Source organism: Tildeniella sp. (genome assembly GCF_059505325.1).
In genome coordinates, this window is sequence record NZ_JCACKI010000064.1 from 1 (window position 1) to 18460 (window position 18460).

An 18460-nucleotide genomic window follows, 5' to 3' on the forward strand; every position below is an offset into this window, starting at 1 on the left:
CGCGACTTCAGTCGCCAATGCTACAAGCATCTGGACTTTTAAAACGTCCTCTTAGACTGAAAATGAAAGCAAATTGGGCATTACGCGATCGCTGAAAGCTCAAAAAAAAGGAGAGCAGAACTGCTCCCCTTTGCCTCTCATGATAGGTTGAGAAAACGCTTCTACAAAACCATCTCTACCATCAGGTCAGATTGCCTGCTTCTCATTTCTCGGTAGGCTCACGGGCTGCCCGAATTGTTTTCTTATCTCCAGTGTAAACCCTGAATCCCTTGACTCAGTAAAGTCACGGTATGATTCAATCAAGATTAGATGAAGACTGGGTATGAGCGATGTCATGAACCAGCGATGTCATGAACCAGTAATTTCGCCAAGCCTCTACGTGTGCAGGCTGAACCACTCAGTAAGAATGCAGAAACGTTGCCATTCTCGCCACAGCCGTTTGCAAGATTGCAGGTTCATGAACGAGGGCAAAGCGGACATAGCCCTCACCGGATTTGCCAAAGCCCGCACCGGGTGAAACTGCTACACCCGTCGCTTCTGCTAGCTGCGTACAAAACTGGATGGAGCGGTTTGCCCAGGATTCTGGCAGTTTTGCCCAGACGTACATCGTGGCAGAGGGTAAAGGCACCTGCCAACCAATGTCATGCAGCGCTGCAACAAACGCATCACGACGTTGACGAAAAATATCTACGCCTGCACTAACGCTTGCCTGGTCTCCTGTGAGAGCCGCGATCGCACCGTTCAAAATGCCTCGATACTGATTGAAGTCAACCGCTGCTTTAACCTGGCGCAAAGCACGAATCAGATCCGCATTACCGATCGCGTACCCCACACGAAACCCGCCCATGTTGTAGGACTTGGACATCGTAAAAAACTCGATCGACACCGTTTTGTCTGGATCGGCTTGCAAGACAGACGGTGGCTGAATGCCATCAAACACAAAATCCGGGTATGGAAAATCATGCACCAGCACCAGGTTATGCTGCTGGCAGAAAGCGACGGCTGCGTGAAAGAATGACAGGGGTGCGATCGCGGTAGTGGGATTGTGAGGATAGCTCAACACCATCAGGCGCGACTGTGCCAATACGTGGGTTGGAATATCCTCAAACACAGGCAGAAAGTCATGCTCAGCCTGCAATGGCATCAGGTAAATTTGCCCACTTGCCAGGTAAACGCCTCCCGCATGAGATGGATAGCCAGGATCTTGCAGCAACGCAAAGTCGCCTGGATTTAAGATTGCCAATGGTAAATGAGCCGTGCCTTCCTGAGAGCCAATGAGCGGGAGAACCTCCGTTTCTGGATCAACGGCGATCCCAAACTTTTGGGTGTACCAGGTTGCAGCGGCTTGCCGAAATGCCTGAGTACCGTGGAACAGCAAATAGCCGTGCGTCGTGGGATCAGGGAGAGATTGTGCGATCGCCTCCAGCACATGCGGTTGCGCAGGCAAGTCGGATGATCCCAACGAGAGGTCAATGAGTGTTTTTCCCGCTGCTCTGGCTCTAGCTTTTGCCTGATCCATGTCAGCAAAAACGTTGGACTGGAGCGGTTTTAGGCGGTTGGCGAATTGCATGGCGGTAAGACATCAGCCATCAGCAGTAGGCTGAGCGTGAAAATGACAAAACTGTAAGCCTCAGTTTACCGCTTTGGACTGACCACAAACTGTTGGAGTTAGCCTAATCAGCTCTGCCTGTCTGTAGAAACGACTTGTCCGTTTGGTAACGATGCTTCTACGCTAAATGAGGACTCAGAAAGCCCTCCAACTTTTGCTTGCTAATGGCTCCTTCGGCTGCTTCCAGTACTTCTCCAGACTTAAACAATCGGAAGGCTGGCACACCCTCGACTTTATAGGTCGCCACAACGGTGGGGTTCGGATCGACTTCCATCTTGATGATTTTCAAGCGATCGCCGTAACTGGTTGCCAATCCATTCACAACCGATGTCATCAATCGACAGGGACCACACCAAGTTGCCCAAAAATACACCAACACGGGTTGAGTTGATTGCAGTACCTCTGCTTCAAAATCAGTCTCTGAAATTGTAATGACGCTACTCATACCCGTTTTTACAACCATGTCACAGTAAACAAAGCCTCAACATTCTGACGTAGTCTGCGGTGCCAAGGCAAAGAGAGGCAGTAGGAAAGTCTGAAATCTTAAGGAAGGCTAAAAGAGCTTCTTAGCCTTTAGCCTTCATCTTTGAGACTTTTCTTAACCTTTCCCTTACAGTTGATCCAGCTTTGTCTTCAGGTCTTCAAGTTCGGCATCAACGGCAGGATCGGCTGCCGCTGTAGATGGGGCTTTAGCAGATGTTGGCTCTGTTGTCGCTGCACCAGGAAGCTGAGCCTGATTTTGAGGGGTTGCTGGTCCTAGCAACTGTGCCTTCATTGCTGCCAGTTCATCATCAACGCCGCTGCCTGACTCCAGCAGGGCAAATTGACTTTCCAGATCGGCACCTGCCAATTCTGCGGAGGCTTGCGATCGTGCTTCCATCTGAAGCACTTTGTCCTCCATGCGCTCGAAGGCCCCCATCGCACTGCCAGTACCCAAACGACCAACCGTGTTTTGCAGTTGTTCATTGGCTTTCGCAGCACTTGCCCGTGCTTTAAGCATGTCTTTCTTAGTCTTTGCTTCCGAGATTTTGCCTTCCAGAGCAATCAGGTTGCGCTTGAGCGTGTCAACCATTGTGCCTTGCTGATCAAGCTGGGTTTTCAGCGTCGCTGCTGTTTCGCTATTGGTTTTCTTGCGAACCAATGCCTCTCGTGCCAGGTTTTCATCACCTTTCTGGAGGGCAAGCTGTGCCCGCTGCTGCCAGTTGTTTGCCTCGGTTTGAGCCTGGTTATACTGCTGCTGGGAACGCTTTTGAGTGGCGATCGCGCTGGCAACAGCTTGCCGCAACTGCACCAGGTCTTCCTGCATGTCAATCACAGTCTGCTCAAGAATCTTTTCGGGGTCTTCTGCCTTGCTGACCACATCGTTCAGATTGGCTCTCACTACCCGGCTAACACGGTCAAATAATCCCATAACGTTCTTTCCTTACAGCGGTATACGAGGTTAGCAGTGCAGGTTGAGACGTTCACCTGCCGATCGATCAGTCGGATATGACTATTTTAGGCAATCACATGCTGAATCGCTTCTGCGATCAAGCACTCCAGCAAGCACTCCAGTAGGGGCTGAGAATCAATCGCCCCGCCTCCAGTGTAGAAACTCTCAGGCGCGATCGCGTAGATCCCAACGGATTTTTTAAGGGATGTGATGGCGTGAAGCACAGAAGACTAGCATAGCAATGAAGCACTCTAAAAGGTTGGAGCCGCCACAATGGTACAGATATCCGCGAAGACCCTGACGCTAGAGGCATTTCTGCAACTGCCAGAAACCAAGCCCGCCAGCGAATATATCGATGGGCAAATCATTCAGAAGCCAATGCCGGGTGGAGAACACAGCACAATTCAAGGGGAGTTAGTCACGACGATCAATGCCATAACGAAGCCTCAAAAAATTGCCAGGGCACTTCTAGAATTACGCTGCACGTTTGGTAGGCGATCGATCGTACCCGATGTCACCGTCTTTGTTTGGCAACGTATTCCGCGCGATGCCGATGGTGCGGTGGCAAATGTTTTCCTGCTTGCTCCCGATTGGACGATCGAGATTCTCTCCCCCGACCAACGGCAAACGAAAGTCACGCGTAATATTTTGCACTGTCTCAAGCATGGTACGCAGGTAGGCTGGCTTATTGACCCAAAGGAACAGTCGATCTTGGTCTACACGCCTCCTAATCATGTGGCACTGTTTGACGAACCAGGCGACACTTTACCTGTTCCAGAGTTTGCAGCCGAATTACAGTTAACGGTCGGTACAGTCTTTGGCTGGCTGTTGGAGTAGACAGCAGGGGACTGTCAGGCAGTCTCTCCAGGTGTGGAGCCGTCTAAAAATGATTCCAGCTCACTGCTAAAGGTGTGAGTCCAAGCACCAGAAATACTTTCCTGTTGATGTGCCCATGCCAGTTCCAAAGCAAGCTGACTGTTCGCCGCCATCGACTGAAAAGACAGGAACTTACCCAGTGCTGCGGCACGCTGTATACCTGCGATCAAGGCAGCAATACCGTAGGTATCAGTTGAGTTGACCCAAATCAAATCGACGATAACCGCTTCAGTGACTTGCTCCAGTGCCTTTTCTAACGCCAACTGAAATTCAAGACTGTTGGCTCGGTTGAGCGCTGCGCTCGGCTGGAGGACAATGGTGTGGGGTTTTGTCGCTGGTGAGAGGTCAAGTATTACGCTAAGGGTTTTTGGAGCGTCAGCATAAACGAGTGTCATAGAAGGTATCATCCTTGAATCGATCGCTGCGATCGTGGTCTTCAAGCCTTGCCAAACTGCCGATCATGGCAACGCGAGATAGCTGTACAAGTAGTAAAGAAAGATACACGTTTGCTACTTATATAGTGATTGAAGCTCTTGCTTTCAAAGCTGCCGCTGATCACTCACGCGTATGTCTCTTATCAGTCAAAGCACTGTCACGGATCACTCAGCTTCAGTGCGCGTTGTTGAACTTAAGAGTGATTTAAATCATGGGTAGACGTAGCTTATAAAAACAGACAATCAAGCAGTCAACGCTGATGCTTAACTACTGACTATGCACTAACGATTCCCGATGCTAATAAGCAACTCTCTTCTCTACTATTCCCAAAGCGCTTGTCGCCTGATCGCTGCTCAAAATCTGGCTCTCAACGCTCTCTGACGTAGAGCCTTTTCTGCGAAACGCCCTCAGCGACTCAACGCTCTCCTGCTGTCCGTTATCCCGCTTGATGATGGTTCTTCCGCCTCGTGCTGGCTATACGCTGCCTGTTTTTGCTTGTGCCGCTGCGATCGCTGCCCTGCGTTGGTTACGTCAACCGCAGCCGATCGCCACCATAGCGGTAGACTTGCTGGAGCCAGCCGAAACGGTAGACATTCCCATCGAGCAAGTTGCGGGTTTAAAGACGGGTGCGGCGCTGGCAGTCACCCGCAGTGACCCTGGCAATAACCTGGATTTGACCCGTCACACACCACTTTGGGCAATGGTTGAGTGGGGTGATGCGAATCAGGTGGAGGCGATCGCCCTGCAAGGTGGTGAAGGTCTAGGACGGCAGGCAGATGGGCAAGCGGCAATTTATGCCTATGCGAAACGGTTGCTGTTGGAGAACTTGAATCGTTGGTTAGAGCCGGATGAAACGATTCAAGTCACGTTGATTTTGCCAGAAGGACGTGCCCTTGCTAAGCGAACGTCCAATGAGGCGTTTGGTGTGGTGGAAGGACTGTCGCTACTAGGTACAACGGGCATTTCGCAACCGCTGAGCGCACCAGGACAACTGGAGGCGTTTCGTGAGGCTTTGCGGCAAAAAGCTGCTTGGTTCGACTGTCTGGTGTTTTGCATTGGCGAGAATGGGCTGGATCTGGTGCGACAGTTGGGAGTTGAGCCAGCACGCTTGGTGAAAACGGCAAACTGGCTAGGTCCGTTGCTTGTAGAAGCAGGGCTGCAAGGAGTTCAGTCTGTCTTACTATTTGGCTATCACGGCAAGCTGATGAAGCTCGCCAGCGGTATTTTTCACACACACCATTACGTAGCGGATGGTCGCCTGGAAACGCTCACGGCTCATTGCGCGATCGCGGGCTTACCCACTCAAGACCTGCAAGCGCTTTTTAGCTGTGCCACCGCAGAAGATGGCTTACAGTACTTGAAACATCTAGATGCAACGACGGGGCAACACTGGGTAGAGCAGGTGTATGGCACGATCGCGCAAACAATTGATACGCGTGCTCAAACCTACATTCAGACGCACAGTGAGCGAACGGTGAACGTTGGCACCGTTTTGTTCGATCGCAGCCGACAAATTTTAACGAAGAGTCCGGCGGGTATCGTTTTACTAGAGCAAGTTTTGTTAGTCTAGTTACAATACGAAAAATTACGCATCGCGTTTAAGATTCACGCCTTAAAAATTCACTGTGATTGAGAAGCCTCTGCCAGAGAGAACATTACAGTTACCCATAGTCCACCTTTGTAGCAAATCTTAGGATAACTCGGTGACTCTACAGACAGAACAACAGCTTGAGGCTGAATCGATCGATCAAAATCGACTCGATCGCCAGATGATCGTCATTTTAGATTTTGGTTCTCAGTATTCCGAGTTGATTGCTCGTCGGATTCGGGAGACGCAGGTTTATTCTGAAGTGCTTTCCTATCGGACAACGGTAGCGCAACTGCGACAGCTCAATCCGAAGGGCATCATTCTTTCTGGTGGTCCCAACTCAGTGTATGACACGGGTGCGCCTCAGTGTGACCAAGCGATCTGGAGCTTAGGCGTACCGATCTTGGGCGTGTGCTACGGGATGCAACTGATGGTGCAGCAACTTGGGGGCGGAGTGGAGCGCTCAGAGCTTGCAGAATATGGTAAAGCATCGTTATCGATCGACGACCCCACCGATCTGTTGACCAATGTGGAAGATGGCACAACGATGTGGATGAGTCATGGTGACTCGGTAACGCGCTTGCCAGACGGGTTTGAACTGCTGGCACATACGGCAAACACAGCCTGTGCGGCGATCGCCCATCACGATCGCAAGCTGTACGGGGTGCAATTTCATCCAGAGGTTGTGCATTCCATCGGCGGGCTGGCGCTCATTCGCAACTTTGTTTACCATATCTGCCACTGTGAACCAACCTGGACAACGGATGCGTTTGTTGAAGAGGCAATCCGCGAAATTCGTGCAAGAGTTGGCGATAAGCGAGTGCTGCTTGCCCTTTCGGGTGGGGTCGATTCGTCAACACTGGCGTTTTTGCTGTATCGGGCGATCGGCGACCAGTTGACCTGTATGTTTATTGACCAGGGCTTTATGCGAAAGCTAGAGCCAGAGCGTCTGGTCAAATTATTCCGGGATCAATTTCACATTCCAGTTGCCTATGTCAATGCGCGGGAGCGTTTTCTGGCACAGGTGCAGGGCGTTACCGATCCTGAAGTCAAACGCAAGCGCATTGGGCATGAATTTATTCGTGTCTTTGAGGAAGAGTCACGACGATTGGGACCATTCGACTATCTTGCTCAAGGCACTCTGTATCCAGATGTGATCGAATCGGCTGATACCAACGTTGATCCCCAAACGGGTGAACGAGTAGCAGTTAAGATCAAAAGCCACCATAATGTGGGCGGTCTACCGAAAGACCTACAGTTCAAACTCATTGAGCCGCTTCGCAAGTTGTTTAAAGATGAAGTCCGTAAAGTGGGTCGCTCGATCGGCTTGCCCGAAGAAATTGTGCTGCGGCAACCATTTCCGGGTCCCGGTTTAGCCATTCGGATCTTGGGCGAAGTCACTGAAGACCGCCTGGACATTTTGCGGGATGCCGATCTGATTGTGCGCCAAGAAATTAACCGGGCTGGGCTGTATAACGAACTTTGGCAAGCGTTTGCCGTCCTGCTACCAGTCCGTAGTGTGGGTGTTATGGGCGACCAACGCACCTATGCTTACCCGATTGTGCTGCGCTTTGTTTCCAGCGAAGATGGCATGACCGCAGATTGGTCTCGCGTCTCTTACGATTTGCTGGAAATTATCTCAAACCGTATCGTGAATGAAGTGCGGGGCGTTAATCGCGTGGTGTACGATATCACCTCTAAGCCCCCTGGCACGATCGAGTGGGAATAACTGCCCGATCGCAGTGCCGTTCCTAACCCTGCTGCCTGTGGAAAACTAGCGAAAGTCTGTGGAAAACCCATGTAAAAGAAGAGTTTTCTGTGGAAAACCTTGCGTTTTCAGAAAGCTCATGCTCGTACTAAGAACGTATTAGAAGTATCTAGATTCGACTGCGAATGGACGAGTGAACGAGTTGCTTACACACATGATCGTTGTGATGCTCACCACGCTAGCAACCGCAAAGTTGAGTTAATCTAGTAAGCCTCGCTCTCTGTGCCCTTCATTTTGGCTTTTGCCTTAGCAGCGCTTTTTTTCAGCGCATCTAGTCGAGCTTCGTACTTCGATCGCAGCCGCTTTTTGTTCGACTGCTCGATCAACACCTTCAAAGCGCTACCGAGACTTTTATAAGCATTGGGGAGCGTGTATCCAAAGCGAGTGGCAAGCGCGATCGCCTTTTCATCCGCATCCAGTACCTCTTTCATCGTTTTCTCGGTATTATTCTTCTGCCAGAGCCTCCAGCCCGAGACTCCGCACAAGCCTAGCGCCAGCAGCAAGAGCAGACCATCCTGCACCCACAGTTCACCGACTGCCCCACCTAAGCCGATCGCTAAGGCTGCCATTTCCCAGCCATCTTTAGGAATCGTATCGTTTTGGATGCGGGCGACTTCATGCCAGAAGAGAAGATTACGCTGATCGGTTGCTAACTGCTCCCACTTCACCATGTCAATTTGAATTTCAACTTCATCCTTGCCAATTTCTTCGCAAGTGACTAGGGGTGGATTAACTGCCGTCGTGCCCTCAACCGATACCCAACTCTGAAGTTCCGGCGGCAGTAGGGTTCTCAGCCGCCGCAGTTCACTCATTTCAGCTTTAGCAGAGGTGGTTGCGAATGATGTCATGGTTCTGCCCAGAAAATCTCAAATGATCAAAATGCCGTTACTCAGATCATAGCGATCTCAGAACGCCTTTGCAGTTCTGCTTATTCTCCAAGATCTTGCTCCCTTCACGCAAGTGCGATCGCAAAAGATTCTGCCGCCCGTAGACACTGATGGCTAGCTAAACTGATCCCTGCCGAGCAAATAGACTGAACGGTGCGCCACTGAGCCGTACCAACTGTATCCTTAGCGGCTTTCAGCGCGCTGCTTGACGTAGCCAGTAGCAGATGGAGCATCTGAGCTGCTTGAATAGTAAGCAATCACCGCTAACGGCACAGTAAGGGTCAGTATAGCGATGACGATGCCGATAAAATCTGCTGTCCAATTGGTCGATCGCTCAGATGTACTGGCGGACGGACTACCTGGTTCCATAAAAATCTCTACGCACCAAATTTGAGTGAGTGAAGCCGGACGCTTGATTCGGCAGCACTTAACACGATTATTTTAGCGAGTACCACTTGAGCAGTAAGCTCTAGTAAACAAACGCAACGTTCCTACGATCGCGCCTTCAAGAGCGTATGGATACTCTGAAGTTCTACCAGGATCGCCTGCAAAAGCTCCTGCGTTGGCGTTGGTGGTGCCTCGCGGACTTCAACGGTAACATGTTTAATCTTCAGTACGTCCTTAGCAAAGCGGGCAACCTCATTTGGATGGAAAAGCAAGACATCATCCTTGTCTAAGCGCAATTCAGGATTCAGGAGGGATGGGTTGTAAGGTGGATTCAAGGCGGTTGTATCGGTATTGGCGTAGCGGTAGATTGAAGCCCTAGAACGGTTGAGCGTTTTCTGCACCGCTTCAATGTCCATCAGCCCATTCCACTCACCGTTCGCTTCACTATCCATAAGCATTGCCGGAGTTGTCACTTTAGACTCAGTGAATCTTATCATGAGATTCCAGCCTTACTGCGGTTGGTATGACTGCTTGTTTTCGGTTGTCTACAAGCCTACAAGCTAGAGGGCATCGACGGTTAGAATCACAGCCATCGTACCGACACAGAAGAAACCAACACCACATAGCGGCGTTATCTGTAAAAGGTTGAGTAAGACGAAACACATGAGAGCCGTCAGTAAAAATAGCATTCCCAGTTGAAATAGCGGTTTGAAAAACGCCATTGCTAGTTCTCCTCTAGACAATTCCAGAGTCAACGATGCTACGACTCTGCACAATAAGTAGGTAGCCCTAATTAATTGTAAGAAAGGGGTTTGGGGGCTGCGCCCCCTCCACTCCCAAAATCATCTTTAGTTTAATTACGCGCAGCTACTTAGTTCTTCGGTAAGGCATTGATGAGACGACCACACCACCTGGATAGACGGCATCAGGACTATGAACGGCTTTAGCTGAAGGATGCAAGTGGATCGAGCCAGCGTAATACGGCACGTTCTAGCTGATGGAGTTCTCGATAGACTTCCTGGCGTACCCATTGCCCGATCGCGTCTAACGGTGTAAAAAACTCTCCTGCTTGCCACTTGATATCGGGACCAAGCGGCGTGAGGTGGTTACCGGGCAGCATCTGAGCGACAACCATGCCTGGAAAGCGGCTTTGTAGGACGCTCGTTAAAGCGGCTGTTTGGTCAATCGTGTCATTCGTAAATTTCACCAGTAAATTTCGGCGCACTTGATAGCTCTGGGAAACTAGCTCATTCGTTTCCAGCGGTGATGGGGTAAACTCAACTGCAAAAACGGGTGAGAATTGTTCCACTAACGGTACGGCATTGCGAGCCGAAAAGTTGTTGAACGCGATCAGGATATTGCCCGATCGTTCCACAGGAAACAAGCTACCAATCAGCAAATGGAGCTTGCAGCCCATGCTGTGACCCATCCCGTAGATTGGCAGGTAGCGCTTACGGAGCACGCTCGTTTGTAGAGTCTCCAGGGCACGATCGAACGATCGCATCACAGTTTTTGCGATCGCCGTGTGGTCAAACGTGTTCACAAACGGTGTGGCAACAATCACATATCCTCGCGCGGCTAACTGCTCTAAAAACCTGCGATAAGTAACCTGTGGCGCTGTTGCGACAAATGCACCACCAAGAAAATGCACGATCGCGGTGGGTCGCGGTGGTACTAAGACCCAGTTGCCAGAAATTTCCTGCCAATCCATGCGTTAGAAAATGAAGGAGTGAGCAGTAGAACAGCACTGCCTAGTTTCATTCTGCCGTATGAACACCATTTCCTGCTTTAGAGCGCGTGCTGCTTGCTAGGCGATCGCCTCTGTTTCCTCAATTTGCTTGCATTTAGTTACATACGTTTGCTAAGTTGGTTAAGCACTAAATTAGCGCCGGGATAGCTCAGTTGGTAGAGCAGAGGACTGAAAATCCTCGTGTCCGGGGTTCAAGTCCCCGTCCTGGCATCCTTTCAGACGACTTACTTCTTGAAAAGAAATTAAGCAATACGCCAACATACTGTGCTATTGAATTTTGGCTACAGCCATGCCGACTTACCGCGTTATTAACTCTGAAGATTTCTTTGGATGTGCGTTTTTTGAGTGTGCATTCGTTTATAGGGGATCTATCTATCAGGTTATTGCAATCACTAACCGCTACTTGATAAGTCGATAGCGCCCGATCGCCGTCAGTGGAAAGTGCTGCTGATAGAGGTGATACTTCAGGTAAAAGTGGCAGGGAAAGCCTGTACCCGTGAAGTAGTCTTCATCCCATGTGCCGTCGTGTCGCTGGGTTTGCACCAGGTAGTGGATGCCGCGATCGAGTGCCTCCATTGCATACGTTCCCGTTGCGTCGCCTGCTGCCATCAGACCAGTCAGTGCCCAGGCAGTTTGTGACGCTGTGCTGGTGCCCTGCCCTTTGAGCGATGGATCGTTGTAGCTCAAGCACGTTTCACCCCAGCCACCATCGGCATTTTGGCAACTCACCAACCACTTGGCACCCCGATCGATTTCCCGCTGATGCGTTTTCGGTGCCACCAGAGATAACGCTGCCAGCACCCCACTCGTCCCGTAGATGTAGTTCACACCCCAGCGACCAAACCAGCAGCCTTCGGGTTCCTGCTCGGCGCGGAGATAGGTGAGGGCGCGGTCTAAGGATGAAGGATAAAGGATAAAGGATGAAAGATCGGACTCTTCATTTAGCCTTAAGCCTTTATCCTTTATCCTTTCCAACTTCCCCACCATCTCCAGCACTCTCGCGGTCACATCCGCCGTGTTGGGGTCAATCATTGCCTTGAGGTCGCCGTAGGGGATAGCGTTGAGCCAATCTTGATCATTGTTGAGGTCAAAGGCTGCCCAACCGCCAGGGGTGCATTGCATAGTGGCAATCCAGTCAACGGCACGATCGATCGCGGCTTGTTTCAATGGCTCATTGGGCAACTGGACGGCACACAGCGCCATCACGACGACAGCGGAATCATCTACATCGGGATAAAAGCGATTATCGAACTCAAATGCCCACGCTCCAGGCTTGCCGTTGCGGTTCTTGACCGCCCAATCGCCGTAGTCGAGAATTTGCTTTTCCAGGAGCCATTCGCCGCCGCGCACCAAAGCGGGATGATCGGGAGCAAGCCCCGAATCGACGAGCGATCGCATCACTAATGCCGTATCCCAGACAGGCGAAATGCAGGGTTGAATCCAGTAGTGCTCCTCGGTTTCCAGGGCAAAATTATCAACGGCTTTGAGACCCCGTGCGACGATCGGATCGGCAACGTTATAGTTCAACGCCCGGAGTGCCAGCAGCGAATTGAGCATCGCGGGAATGATGCCGCCCCAGTCTCCCGTCGCTTCTTGCCGTTCTAGCACCCACTTTTCAGCAGCATCGATGCCTTCTTGCCGGAAGGGGACGAGATTGAGATTTTCCGCCAGTTTGAACGCACTGTCGAGATGCACAAACCAATCCGTCCAGTCGCCCTGGCGCGGTAGCTCGAACCGCACGTTGCTGCGTCCTTCGGCATACAGTTCGTCCAGATTAATCGCTGGCTCGGTGATGTAGACGGGTTTGCGATCGAACACAATCAGCAATGGCACTGTGCTGCCCCGCGCCCAGCTCGACAGTTCGTAAATGTTCACTGGAAACGCGTCCGGCAGCAGCATTACCCAGGATGGAATGGAGGGCAACCCGCGCCAGTCGTAGCAACCAATGAGACCCAGGTGAAACTTGGTGAAAATGCGCGTTTTGCTGATGCCGCCCCGTTTCAAGATGAACGATCGCGCCTTTGCCAACGCCGGATCACTCGCAGGCACACCCAGCAGCCTGAGTGCCATGTATGCCTCAACCGATGTACTCAGTTCGCCGCCATCCCCATAGAACAGTTCCCAACCGCCATGTTCACGCTGCTGCGATCGCAAATACGCCTCGACTTTGTGCAGGGGACGCGTTTTATCCGTACCCCAAAGCTTGTGCAGCAGCACCACTTCTGCCGTGATCGTGACATTCGATTCCAGTTCTGCCCACCAGTAGCCGTCGGGATACTGAAGCGAGAGCAGGTAATTTTGACTACGGGCGATCGCGTCCTCTAGCTCTGTCTGCGTTACCTTCGTGCGATCGACTGCACCCTGTTCCTGAGTTTGCATACTTTACCCATCCTCAACACACCTCACCAACATCTGCCAACGGCACCTATCGCTACAATTGGCAGATGTTGTATTTTGCCTCTTAGTGAAGAGTCTTGGCAATTGGTAATGGCTGAAATTGGGTTAGGAATCACGCTGCTGTCTTTGGTAATCTGGCTCGTGCTGTTGTTTGGGCGCGGACAGTTTTGGCGATCGGATCAGTTCTTAACGGATGAAGGCGGCAGAGGGCAGGAGGCAGGAGGCAGAGGGCAGAAGGCAGAGGGCAGAAGGCAGGAGGCAGAAGAAGAAAGGGGGGCAGGGGAAGCACTCTTAACTCGGAACTCTTTATCCCGACTCCCGACTCCCGACTCCCGACTCCCTTTCATTTGTGCCATTATTCCCGCTCGTAATGAAGCCGATCTACTGCCTGTAACGCTGCGATCGCTCCTCACCCAAACCTATCCCCATTTCCAGATTGTGCTGATAGATGACCACAGTAGCGATGGCACCGCTGATGTCGCACGGCAAACGGCTCAGGTTTTAGACAAGGACTCAACGTTAACGGTGGTGACGGCGGAACCGCTTCCTGCTGGCTGGACGGGCAAGCTGTGGGCAATGGAACAGGGCATTCGGTATGCCGAAACGCTAACACCGAAACCCGATTACTTCCTGCTAACCGATGCGGATATTGAGCATCACCCCGAAAATTTGCGCGAACTGGTTGCCAAAGCGCAGGCGGATGATCTGGATCTGGTGTCGCTGATGGTGCTGTTGCGCTGTAAGAGTCTTTGGGAAAAACTGCTCATTCCTGCCTTCGTCTTTTTCTTTCAAAAGCTCTACCCGTTTCGCTGGGCAAATGATCCCGATCGCAAACTTGCCGCTGCTGCTGGTGGCTGTATTCTCATTCGCCGCGAAGCATTGACGCAAATTGGGGGATTGCAAATTCTGCGTCAGGCGTTGATTGATGATTGTTCGCTGGCACAAGCGGTGAAGGGATTGAGAGGTTGGGCGGTAGAAGATAGAAGTCAGGAAACCGCAGAGACGCGGAGGCGCGGAGATCGAATCCAAAACTCCTCCCCACACCCTATACCCCACACCCTACACCCTACATCTGGCAAAATCTGGCTGGGGCTTACCCGCGAAACTCATAGCCTACGTCCCTACCCATCGCTTAAAACGATTTGGGATATGGTGGCGCGTACTGCCTTTACTCAACTCAACTATTCGCCGTTGCTGCTGTTGGGAACGCTGGTGGGGATGACGATCGTTTATGTGGTGCCACCTGTCAGCACGATCGCTGGACTTGTCACCGGAAATTGGGCGATCGCCCTCATCGGACTTACCACCTGGTTACTGATTGCTGTGGCGTATCTACCAACGCTATTGCTGTATCAATGCCCACCGCTGCTGGCGTTTGGACTGCCCGCGATCGCCCTTCTCTACACGCTCATGACGCTCGATTCTGCCCTCCGTCACTGGCGCGGCAAGGGTGGGGCATGGAAAGGACGAGTCTATTAGCCGTTTGTACCGTGTCATGATGGCTAAGGACAGGGAATGAATGAGAAGTTAAAAATTAAAAGTGGCTACCGCTTGAATTTGCCATTTTAATCTTCTTGGGAACGCAGGAGTAGCAAAATGAACGTGCAGTTTCGAGAATTTGACCCGTTTAACGTTTGGATCTGGATTGAGTTCAGCACTGTGCCCTCCGAAATGGAAAAGCAATACGTGGAGGAAGTCTTCAATTCCTGGTTCTTTTTGGGCAAATTGGGCGGCTTTAATGCCGAAAATCTCCAGGTGCAGGATATGGGGCTAGAAGTAAGCCAGATGGAATATGACGATGATCTGGCTGATAGCAGCATGGTGGCGTTGATGCACAACATGGGCGAGGTGGAATACGAGGGCAATTGGGGACGCTGCTGGTTTGACCTGGGCACCAGTGACGCGATCGCCCTGGATGTCCTCATCACGTCTCTACGGCAGTTCAGCAAAGATTACGTGGTGCTGGAAAGCCTGATCATTGGTGGCGAAAACGATGACTGGACGACAGGTGATAGTCGCTATCGATCGGATACGTTTTCTGATGCGAATGATTTGAATTAGGTGAGGCAGAGGGCAGAAGGCAGAAGGCAGGAAAAGAAATGATTCGGGCGATCGCTCTGGGTTTGATTCAAAACCGTTCGCGGCTGTTTGTTTCTGAGGGCTTTGATCCCGTGAAACAGGATTCTTTCTATCGTGCGTTGGGTGGTGGCATTGAGTTTGGTGAAACGAGTCTGGAGGCGCTGAAGCGAGAATTTCGAGAAGAACTTCAGGCAGAATTAACGAACATTTGCTACCTCGGTTGTCTAGAAAACCTGTTCACATTTAACGGCAAACCGGGGCATGAATTGGTTCAGCTTTACAGTTGCGATTTTGTCGATCCATTGTTCTATCAGCACGAGCAAATAGACTTTATTGATAGCGGTGAGTCGTATGTTGCATCCTGGATTGAGCGCGATCGCTTCCAATCCGGTGAATTGCGCCTCGTGCCAGCAGAATGCTTGCAATATCTTGAGTGAAGGATAAGTTTTCCGATTTTTGTTCAGCTTTAGGCTCTGCCTTTTCCTAAAGTTCGTGCATTCCTAGACTGAACTCACCGCTGAGTACTGCTATAAGTAATCTCAGTGTGTAGTTAACAGATCCGATCGGACTTAAGCTCTATGTCTACATTGACGGTTCAACTGTTGCTCATTGGTTTGGCGGCTGGCATTGCAGGTGGGATGTTTGGCATCGGCGGCGGGGCGATTATGGTGCCTGCAATGGTGCTGCTGCTGGGGATGGATCAGAAATATGCGACAGGAACGTCGATCGCAGCCCAAATTTTGCCGATCGGTCTCCTCGGTGCGGCTGTTTACTATAAAGAAGGCAACCTCAGCATTCGGGATGCCATTTTTATCGCTGCTGGGCTATTTGTCGGCTTTCTCTTTGGCGCATTGTTTGCCAATCAACCGTTTATCAGCAGCGCCCTGATGAAAAAGCTCTACGGCATCTTTCTGTTCGTCATTGGCGCTCGTTACCTGTTTTTTCGTTAGAGCGCTCATCAGCCTGGGAAAAGGCGCTGATATTCGCGTTCGGTGATGAGGTCTTGCGTGCTTTCGATGCGATCGAGAAACACAATGCCATCCAAATGATCGAGTTCGTGCTGGAAAATACGCGCTACAAAATCGGTTAATTCCTGCTTGTGCAGCTTGCCGTCGCGTCCCGTGTATTCGACCTCGATCGCTCGATCGCGGGGCACCTCTCCCCGAATGCCTGGAATGCTGAGGCAACCTTCCCAGCCTTTAACCGTTTCGTCAGAGTGAGCAAGGATGCGGGGGTTGATCATCGCTGTGGGTTCCATCATTGGCGCAGCGGGATAACGCAAATTGGGACGCGATGCCACGATAAAAAGGCGATCGGACTGTGCCACTTGCGGTGCGGCAATGCCAACCCCATTCGCCTCTTTAACCGTTACCAGCAAATTCTCAACCAGCGTTTGGATGCGATTGGACTGTACATCCTCCACAAGTTGCGCCTTGTGACGCAAAATAGGGTTTCCCAACTCAATCACTTCAAGCAGTTCAGGCATAAAAAAGCGCTGCCAAAAACGAATAGTCTCAGTCTAAAACAGTCATCGTTGCGAGGGAAAGCAGAAGGTGCAACTCAAAGCTACAGCCTTCAGCCTTCATCCCTCACTCACTCTGCGCCGTCTGCGTGGGAAACGCGCCGGGACGTACTGCCAGTGTCAGTGGTTGCCCGTTGCGCTTCAACTCCACCTGAAGGTTGCCGCCCACGGAGCTTTTTTCAACGGCTTGCTGCACATCATCTGCCGTTTTAACTGTCTGACCGTTGATTTTTTGAATCACATCACCGGGCTTGAGTCCAGCCTGGGCAGCAGGAGAACCACGCATGACGCGATACACCAACACACCATTGTCTTCTTTGACGTTGATACCAGCTTCAGGGTCGCTGTTGACCTGCTTCCTTAGTTCTGGCGTGAGGGTCGTCATACGGATGCCAAGATAAGGATGGCTTGCTTTACCAGTGGCGACGAGTTGGTTTGAAATTTGCTGCGCGGTGTTGATGGGAATCGCAAACCCTAAGCCTTGAGCGCCACCGATGATCGCAGTATTCATGCCGATCACTTCGCCGCGCTGGTTGAGCAAGGGACCACCGGAGTTACCAGGATTAATGGCAGCATCGGTTTGGATGAAGCTCACGCGCTTGTCAGGCGCTTTGATTTGCGAACTGGTGCGACCTGTACCGCTGATGATGCCGACTGTAACGGTGTTGTCGAGTCCGAGGGGGTTGCCGATCGCGATCGCCCATTCACCGGGTCGAAGCTGATCGGAATTGCCCAAATTGACGGTTGGCAAGCTGGTTGCCTCAACTTTGATCACGGCTACGTCAGTCAGCGGGTCAGTACCCAGCACCTTACCCTTAAATTCACGCTGATCTTTTAGCGTCACAATCACTGTATCTGCCCCATCGACCACGTGAGCATTGGTCAAAATCAAGCCATCAGCCTTGATAATGAACCCTGAGCCTGTGCCACGCTCAACGCGAGTCGAGGGACCAGTAGGCACATCGCCAAAAAACTGTCGGAAGAATGGATCGTTAAAAATTTCGGGTCGGCGGGTTTTGACGGTGCGAGAGGAGTTGATGCGGACAACGGCAGGACCCACACGATCGACCGCATTCACAATAAAGTTGGGATCGCTAGAGGAAAGAATGGCGCTACTACGGTTAGGTGCCTGGGCGATCGGCTGAGTAGGCACTAGGGGAGTAGCTGTTTGCGCGATCGCCGTCTGCGTCGGAGCCTGACTGGACGACAGCCAGTGATCACCCAGCAAAGCAGTGCCTGCTCCCAAAAGTGGCAGTAACAAGTAAGCCGCTGGTTTCCAAAGGAATTTGCGTGTGTTGCCTTGTTTATGAGTGGAAGTGTTCATTATTGTACTTTCCAGTTGTCCGCGAGTGTAAGAAACGTTATTTCAAAGCAAGTAAGCCGATCGCGCTGTTGCTCTCCTCACTCAGCTCTTAGTGGCTAGGGGAGTGCGATCGAGAGCAACGCATCACTTCACCCTTACGCTCATCCTACCTTATTCAAAATCTAGAACAGGCGTATGGCGTTGTAGTCGCACTGCTGTCACAGGGTCTTCCTACCAAATAGCGACATTATAGTGAGTCCACATTGCCAGTCAGCCAACATCCTTAAACTGAACTGACTGTCTGCTGTAGCTTGCTTCCGCTCTGCGGTAATACCAATTCTATAAAATCGCCCTATAGATTCGTTCTTGCTGCTGACCGCTGACCACTGACCGCTGACCACTGACCGCTGACCACTGACCGCTGACC

At 51.4% G+C, this 18460-nt stretch carries 20 protein-coding genes and 1 tRNA gene; 8 read left to right on the plus strand and 13 right to left on the minus strand.

What is annotated here, in order from left to right; genetic code table 11:
• Positions 1-397 precede the first annotated feature (397 nt).
• The 4 genes from AC5JO6_RS21275 to AC5JO6_RS21290 all read right to left on the minus strand — a co-directional run bounded on the left by AC5JO6_RS21275 (position 398) and on the right by AC5JO6_RS21290 (position 3265).
• On the minus strand, positions 398-1570 hold the full coding sequence (locus tag AC5JO6_RS21275; protein WP_496083040.1) for an LL-diaminopimelate aminotransferase: 1173 nt from the start codon (positions 1568-1570) through the stop codon (positions 398-400).
• A 157-nt stretch (positions 1571-1727) separates the two neighbouring features.
• Positions 1728-2054 carry a thioredoxin family protein gene (locus tag AC5JO6_RS21280; RefSeq protein WP_496083041.1) on the minus strand — a complete coding sequence of 109 codons (327 nt, stop codon included), beginning with the start codon at positions 2052-2054 and terminating at the stop codon, positions 1728-1730.
• 165 nt (positions 2055-2219) lie between these two features.
• On the minus strand, positions 2220-3020 hold the full coding sequence (locus AC5JO6_RS21285) for a PspA/IM30 family protein (RefSeq protein ID WP_496083042.1): 801 nt from the start codon (positions 3018-3020) through the stop codon (positions 2220-2222).
• Between the two features lie 86 nt (positions 3021-3106).
• On the minus strand, positions 3107-3265 hold the full coding sequence (locus tag AC5JO6_RS21290; protein WP_496083043.1) for a hypothetical protein: 159 nt from the start codon (positions 3263-3265) through the stop codon (positions 3107-3109).
• Between the two features lie 49 nt (positions 3266-3314).
• Here AC5JO6_RS21290 and AC5JO6_RS21295 point away from each other — a divergent pair, with 49 nt between their 5' ends.
• A complete protein-coding gene (locus tag AC5JO6_RS21295; RefSeq protein WP_496083044.1) occupies positions 3315-3878 on the plus strand; it encodes a Uma2 family endonuclease in 564 nt (187 codons plus the stop codon).
• A 14-nt stretch (positions 3879-3892) separates the two neighbouring features.
• Here the strand turns inward: AC5JO6_RS21295 and AC5JO6_RS21300 are convergent, their stop codons facing one another.
• Positions 3893-4312: an STAS domain-containing protein gene (locus tag AC5JO6_RS21300; protein ID WP_496083045.1), complete on the minus strand. Its 420-nt coding sequence runs from the start codon at positions 4310-4312 to the stop codon at positions 3893-3895.
• Between the two features lie 488 nt (positions 4313-4800).
• Here AC5JO6_RS21300 and cbiD point away from each other — a divergent pair, with 488 nt between their 5' ends.
• The gene (cbiD, locus tag AC5JO6_RS21305) at positions 4801-5922 is read left to right on the plus strand and encodes a cobalt-precorrin-5B (C(1))-methyltransferase CbiD (RefSeq protein ID WP_496083046.1); all 1122 of its coding nucleotides are present in this window, start codon (positions 4801-4803) and stop codon (positions 5920-5922) included.
• A gap of 133 nt (positions 5923-6055) precedes the next feature.
• On the plus strand, positions 6056-7669 hold the full coding sequence (guaA, locus tag AC5JO6_RS21310) for a glutamine-hydrolyzing GMP synthase (RefSeq protein WP_496083047.1): 1614 nt from the start codon (positions 6056-6058) through the stop codon (positions 7667-7669).
• A 242-nt stretch (positions 7670-7911) separates the two neighbouring features.
• Here guaA and AC5JO6_RS21315 read toward each other — a convergent pair whose 3' ends face one another.
• The 4 genes from AC5JO6_RS21315 to AC5JO6_RS21330 all read right to left on the minus strand — a co-directional run bounded on the left by AC5JO6_RS21315 (position 7912) and on the right by AC5JO6_RS21330 (position 10693).
• The gene (locus AC5JO6_RS21315) at positions 7912-8556 is read right to left on the minus strand and encodes a DUF3318 domain-containing protein (protein WP_496083048.1); all 645 of its coding nucleotides are present in this window, start codon (positions 8554-8556) and stop codon (positions 7912-7914) included.
• A gap of 222 nt (positions 8557-8778) precedes the next feature.
• On the minus strand, positions 8779-8964 hold the full coding sequence (locus AC5JO6_RS21320) for a TLTLP motif-containing protein (protein ID WP_496083049.1): 186 nt from the start codon (positions 8962-8964) through the stop codon (positions 8779-8781).
• Between the two features lie 122 nt (positions 8965-9086).
• The gene (locus AC5JO6_RS21325) at positions 9087-9434 is read right to left on the minus strand and encodes a DUF8631 domain-containing protein (RefSeq protein WP_496083050.1); all 348 of its coding nucleotides are present in this window, start codon (positions 9432-9434) and stop codon (positions 9087-9089) included.
• 491 nt (positions 9435-9925) lie between these two features.
• Positions 9926-10693 carry a DUF1350 family protein gene (locus AC5JO6_RS21330; protein WP_496083051.1) on the minus strand — a complete coding sequence of 256 codons (768 nt, stop codon included), beginning with the start codon at positions 10691-10693 and terminating at the stop codon, positions 9926-9928.
• Positions 10694-10869: 176 nt separating this feature from the next.
• Here AC5JO6_RS21330 and AC5JO6_RS21335 point away from each other — a divergent pair.
• Positions 10870-10942: transfer RNA gene (locus AC5JO6_RS21335), tRNA-Phe, on the plus strand.
• 189 nt (positions 10943-11131) lie between these two features.
• On the opposite strand, the gene shc is transcribed toward AC5JO6_RS21335, so the two are convergent.
• Positions 11132-13111 carry a squalene--hopene cyclase gene (shc, locus tag AC5JO6_RS21340; protein ID WP_496083052.1) on the minus strand — a complete coding sequence of 660 codons (1980 nt, stop codon included), beginning with the start codon at positions 13109-13111 and terminating at the stop codon, positions 11132-11134.
• 108 nt (positions 13112-13219) lie between these two features.
• On the opposite strand from shc, the gene AC5JO6_RS21345 reads away from it, so the two are divergent.
• The 4 genes from AC5JO6_RS21345 (at position 13220) to AC5JO6_RS21360 (ending at position 16158) form a co-directional block, all read left to right on the plus strand.
• The gene (locus AC5JO6_RS21345) at positions 13220-14608 is read left to right on the plus strand and encodes a glycosyltransferase (protein ID WP_496083053.1); all 1389 of its coding nucleotides are present in this window, start codon (positions 13220-13222) and stop codon (positions 14606-14608) included.
• A 117-nt stretch (positions 14609-14725) separates the two neighbouring features.
• Positions 14726-15190, plus strand: a complete 465-nt coding sequence (locus tag AC5JO6_RS21350; RefSeq protein ID WP_496083054.1) for a DUF3531 family protein — start codon at positions 14726-14728, stop codon at positions 15188-15190.
• 38 nt (positions 15191-15228) lie between these two features.
• Positions 15229-15645, plus strand: coding sequence for an NUDIX hydrolase (locus tag AC5JO6_RS21355; protein ID WP_496083055.1), 417 nt, complete (start codon positions 15229-15231; stop codon positions 15643-15645).
• Between the two features lie 141 nt (positions 15646-15786).
• On the plus strand, positions 15787-16158 hold the full coding sequence (locus tag AC5JO6_RS21360; protein WP_496083056.1) for a TSUP family transporter: 372 nt from the start codon (positions 15787-15789) through the stop codon (positions 16156-16158).
• Positions 16159-16166: 8 nt separating this feature from the next.
• Here AC5JO6_RS21360 and def read toward each other — a convergent pair whose 3' ends face one another.
• The 3 genes from def to AC5JO6_RS21375 form a co-directional block, all read right to left on the minus strand.
• On the minus strand, positions 16167-16694 hold the full coding sequence (def, locus tag AC5JO6_RS21365; RefSeq protein ID WP_496083057.1) for a peptide deformylase: 528 nt from the start codon (positions 16692-16694) through the stop codon (positions 16167-16169).
• Between the two features lie 103 nt (positions 16695-16797).
• Entirely contained in the window at positions 16798-18054 is a 1257-nt protein-coding gene (locus AC5JO6_RS21370; RefSeq protein ID WP_496083058.1) for an HhoA/HhoB/HtrA family serine endopeptidase, read from the minus strand.
• 197 nt (positions 18055-18251) lie between these two features.
• Positions 18252-18460, minus strand: a 209-nt coding sequence (locus AC5JO6_RS21375; protein ID WP_496083059.1) for a hypothetical protein, incomplete at its 5' end; no start/stop codon positions are given.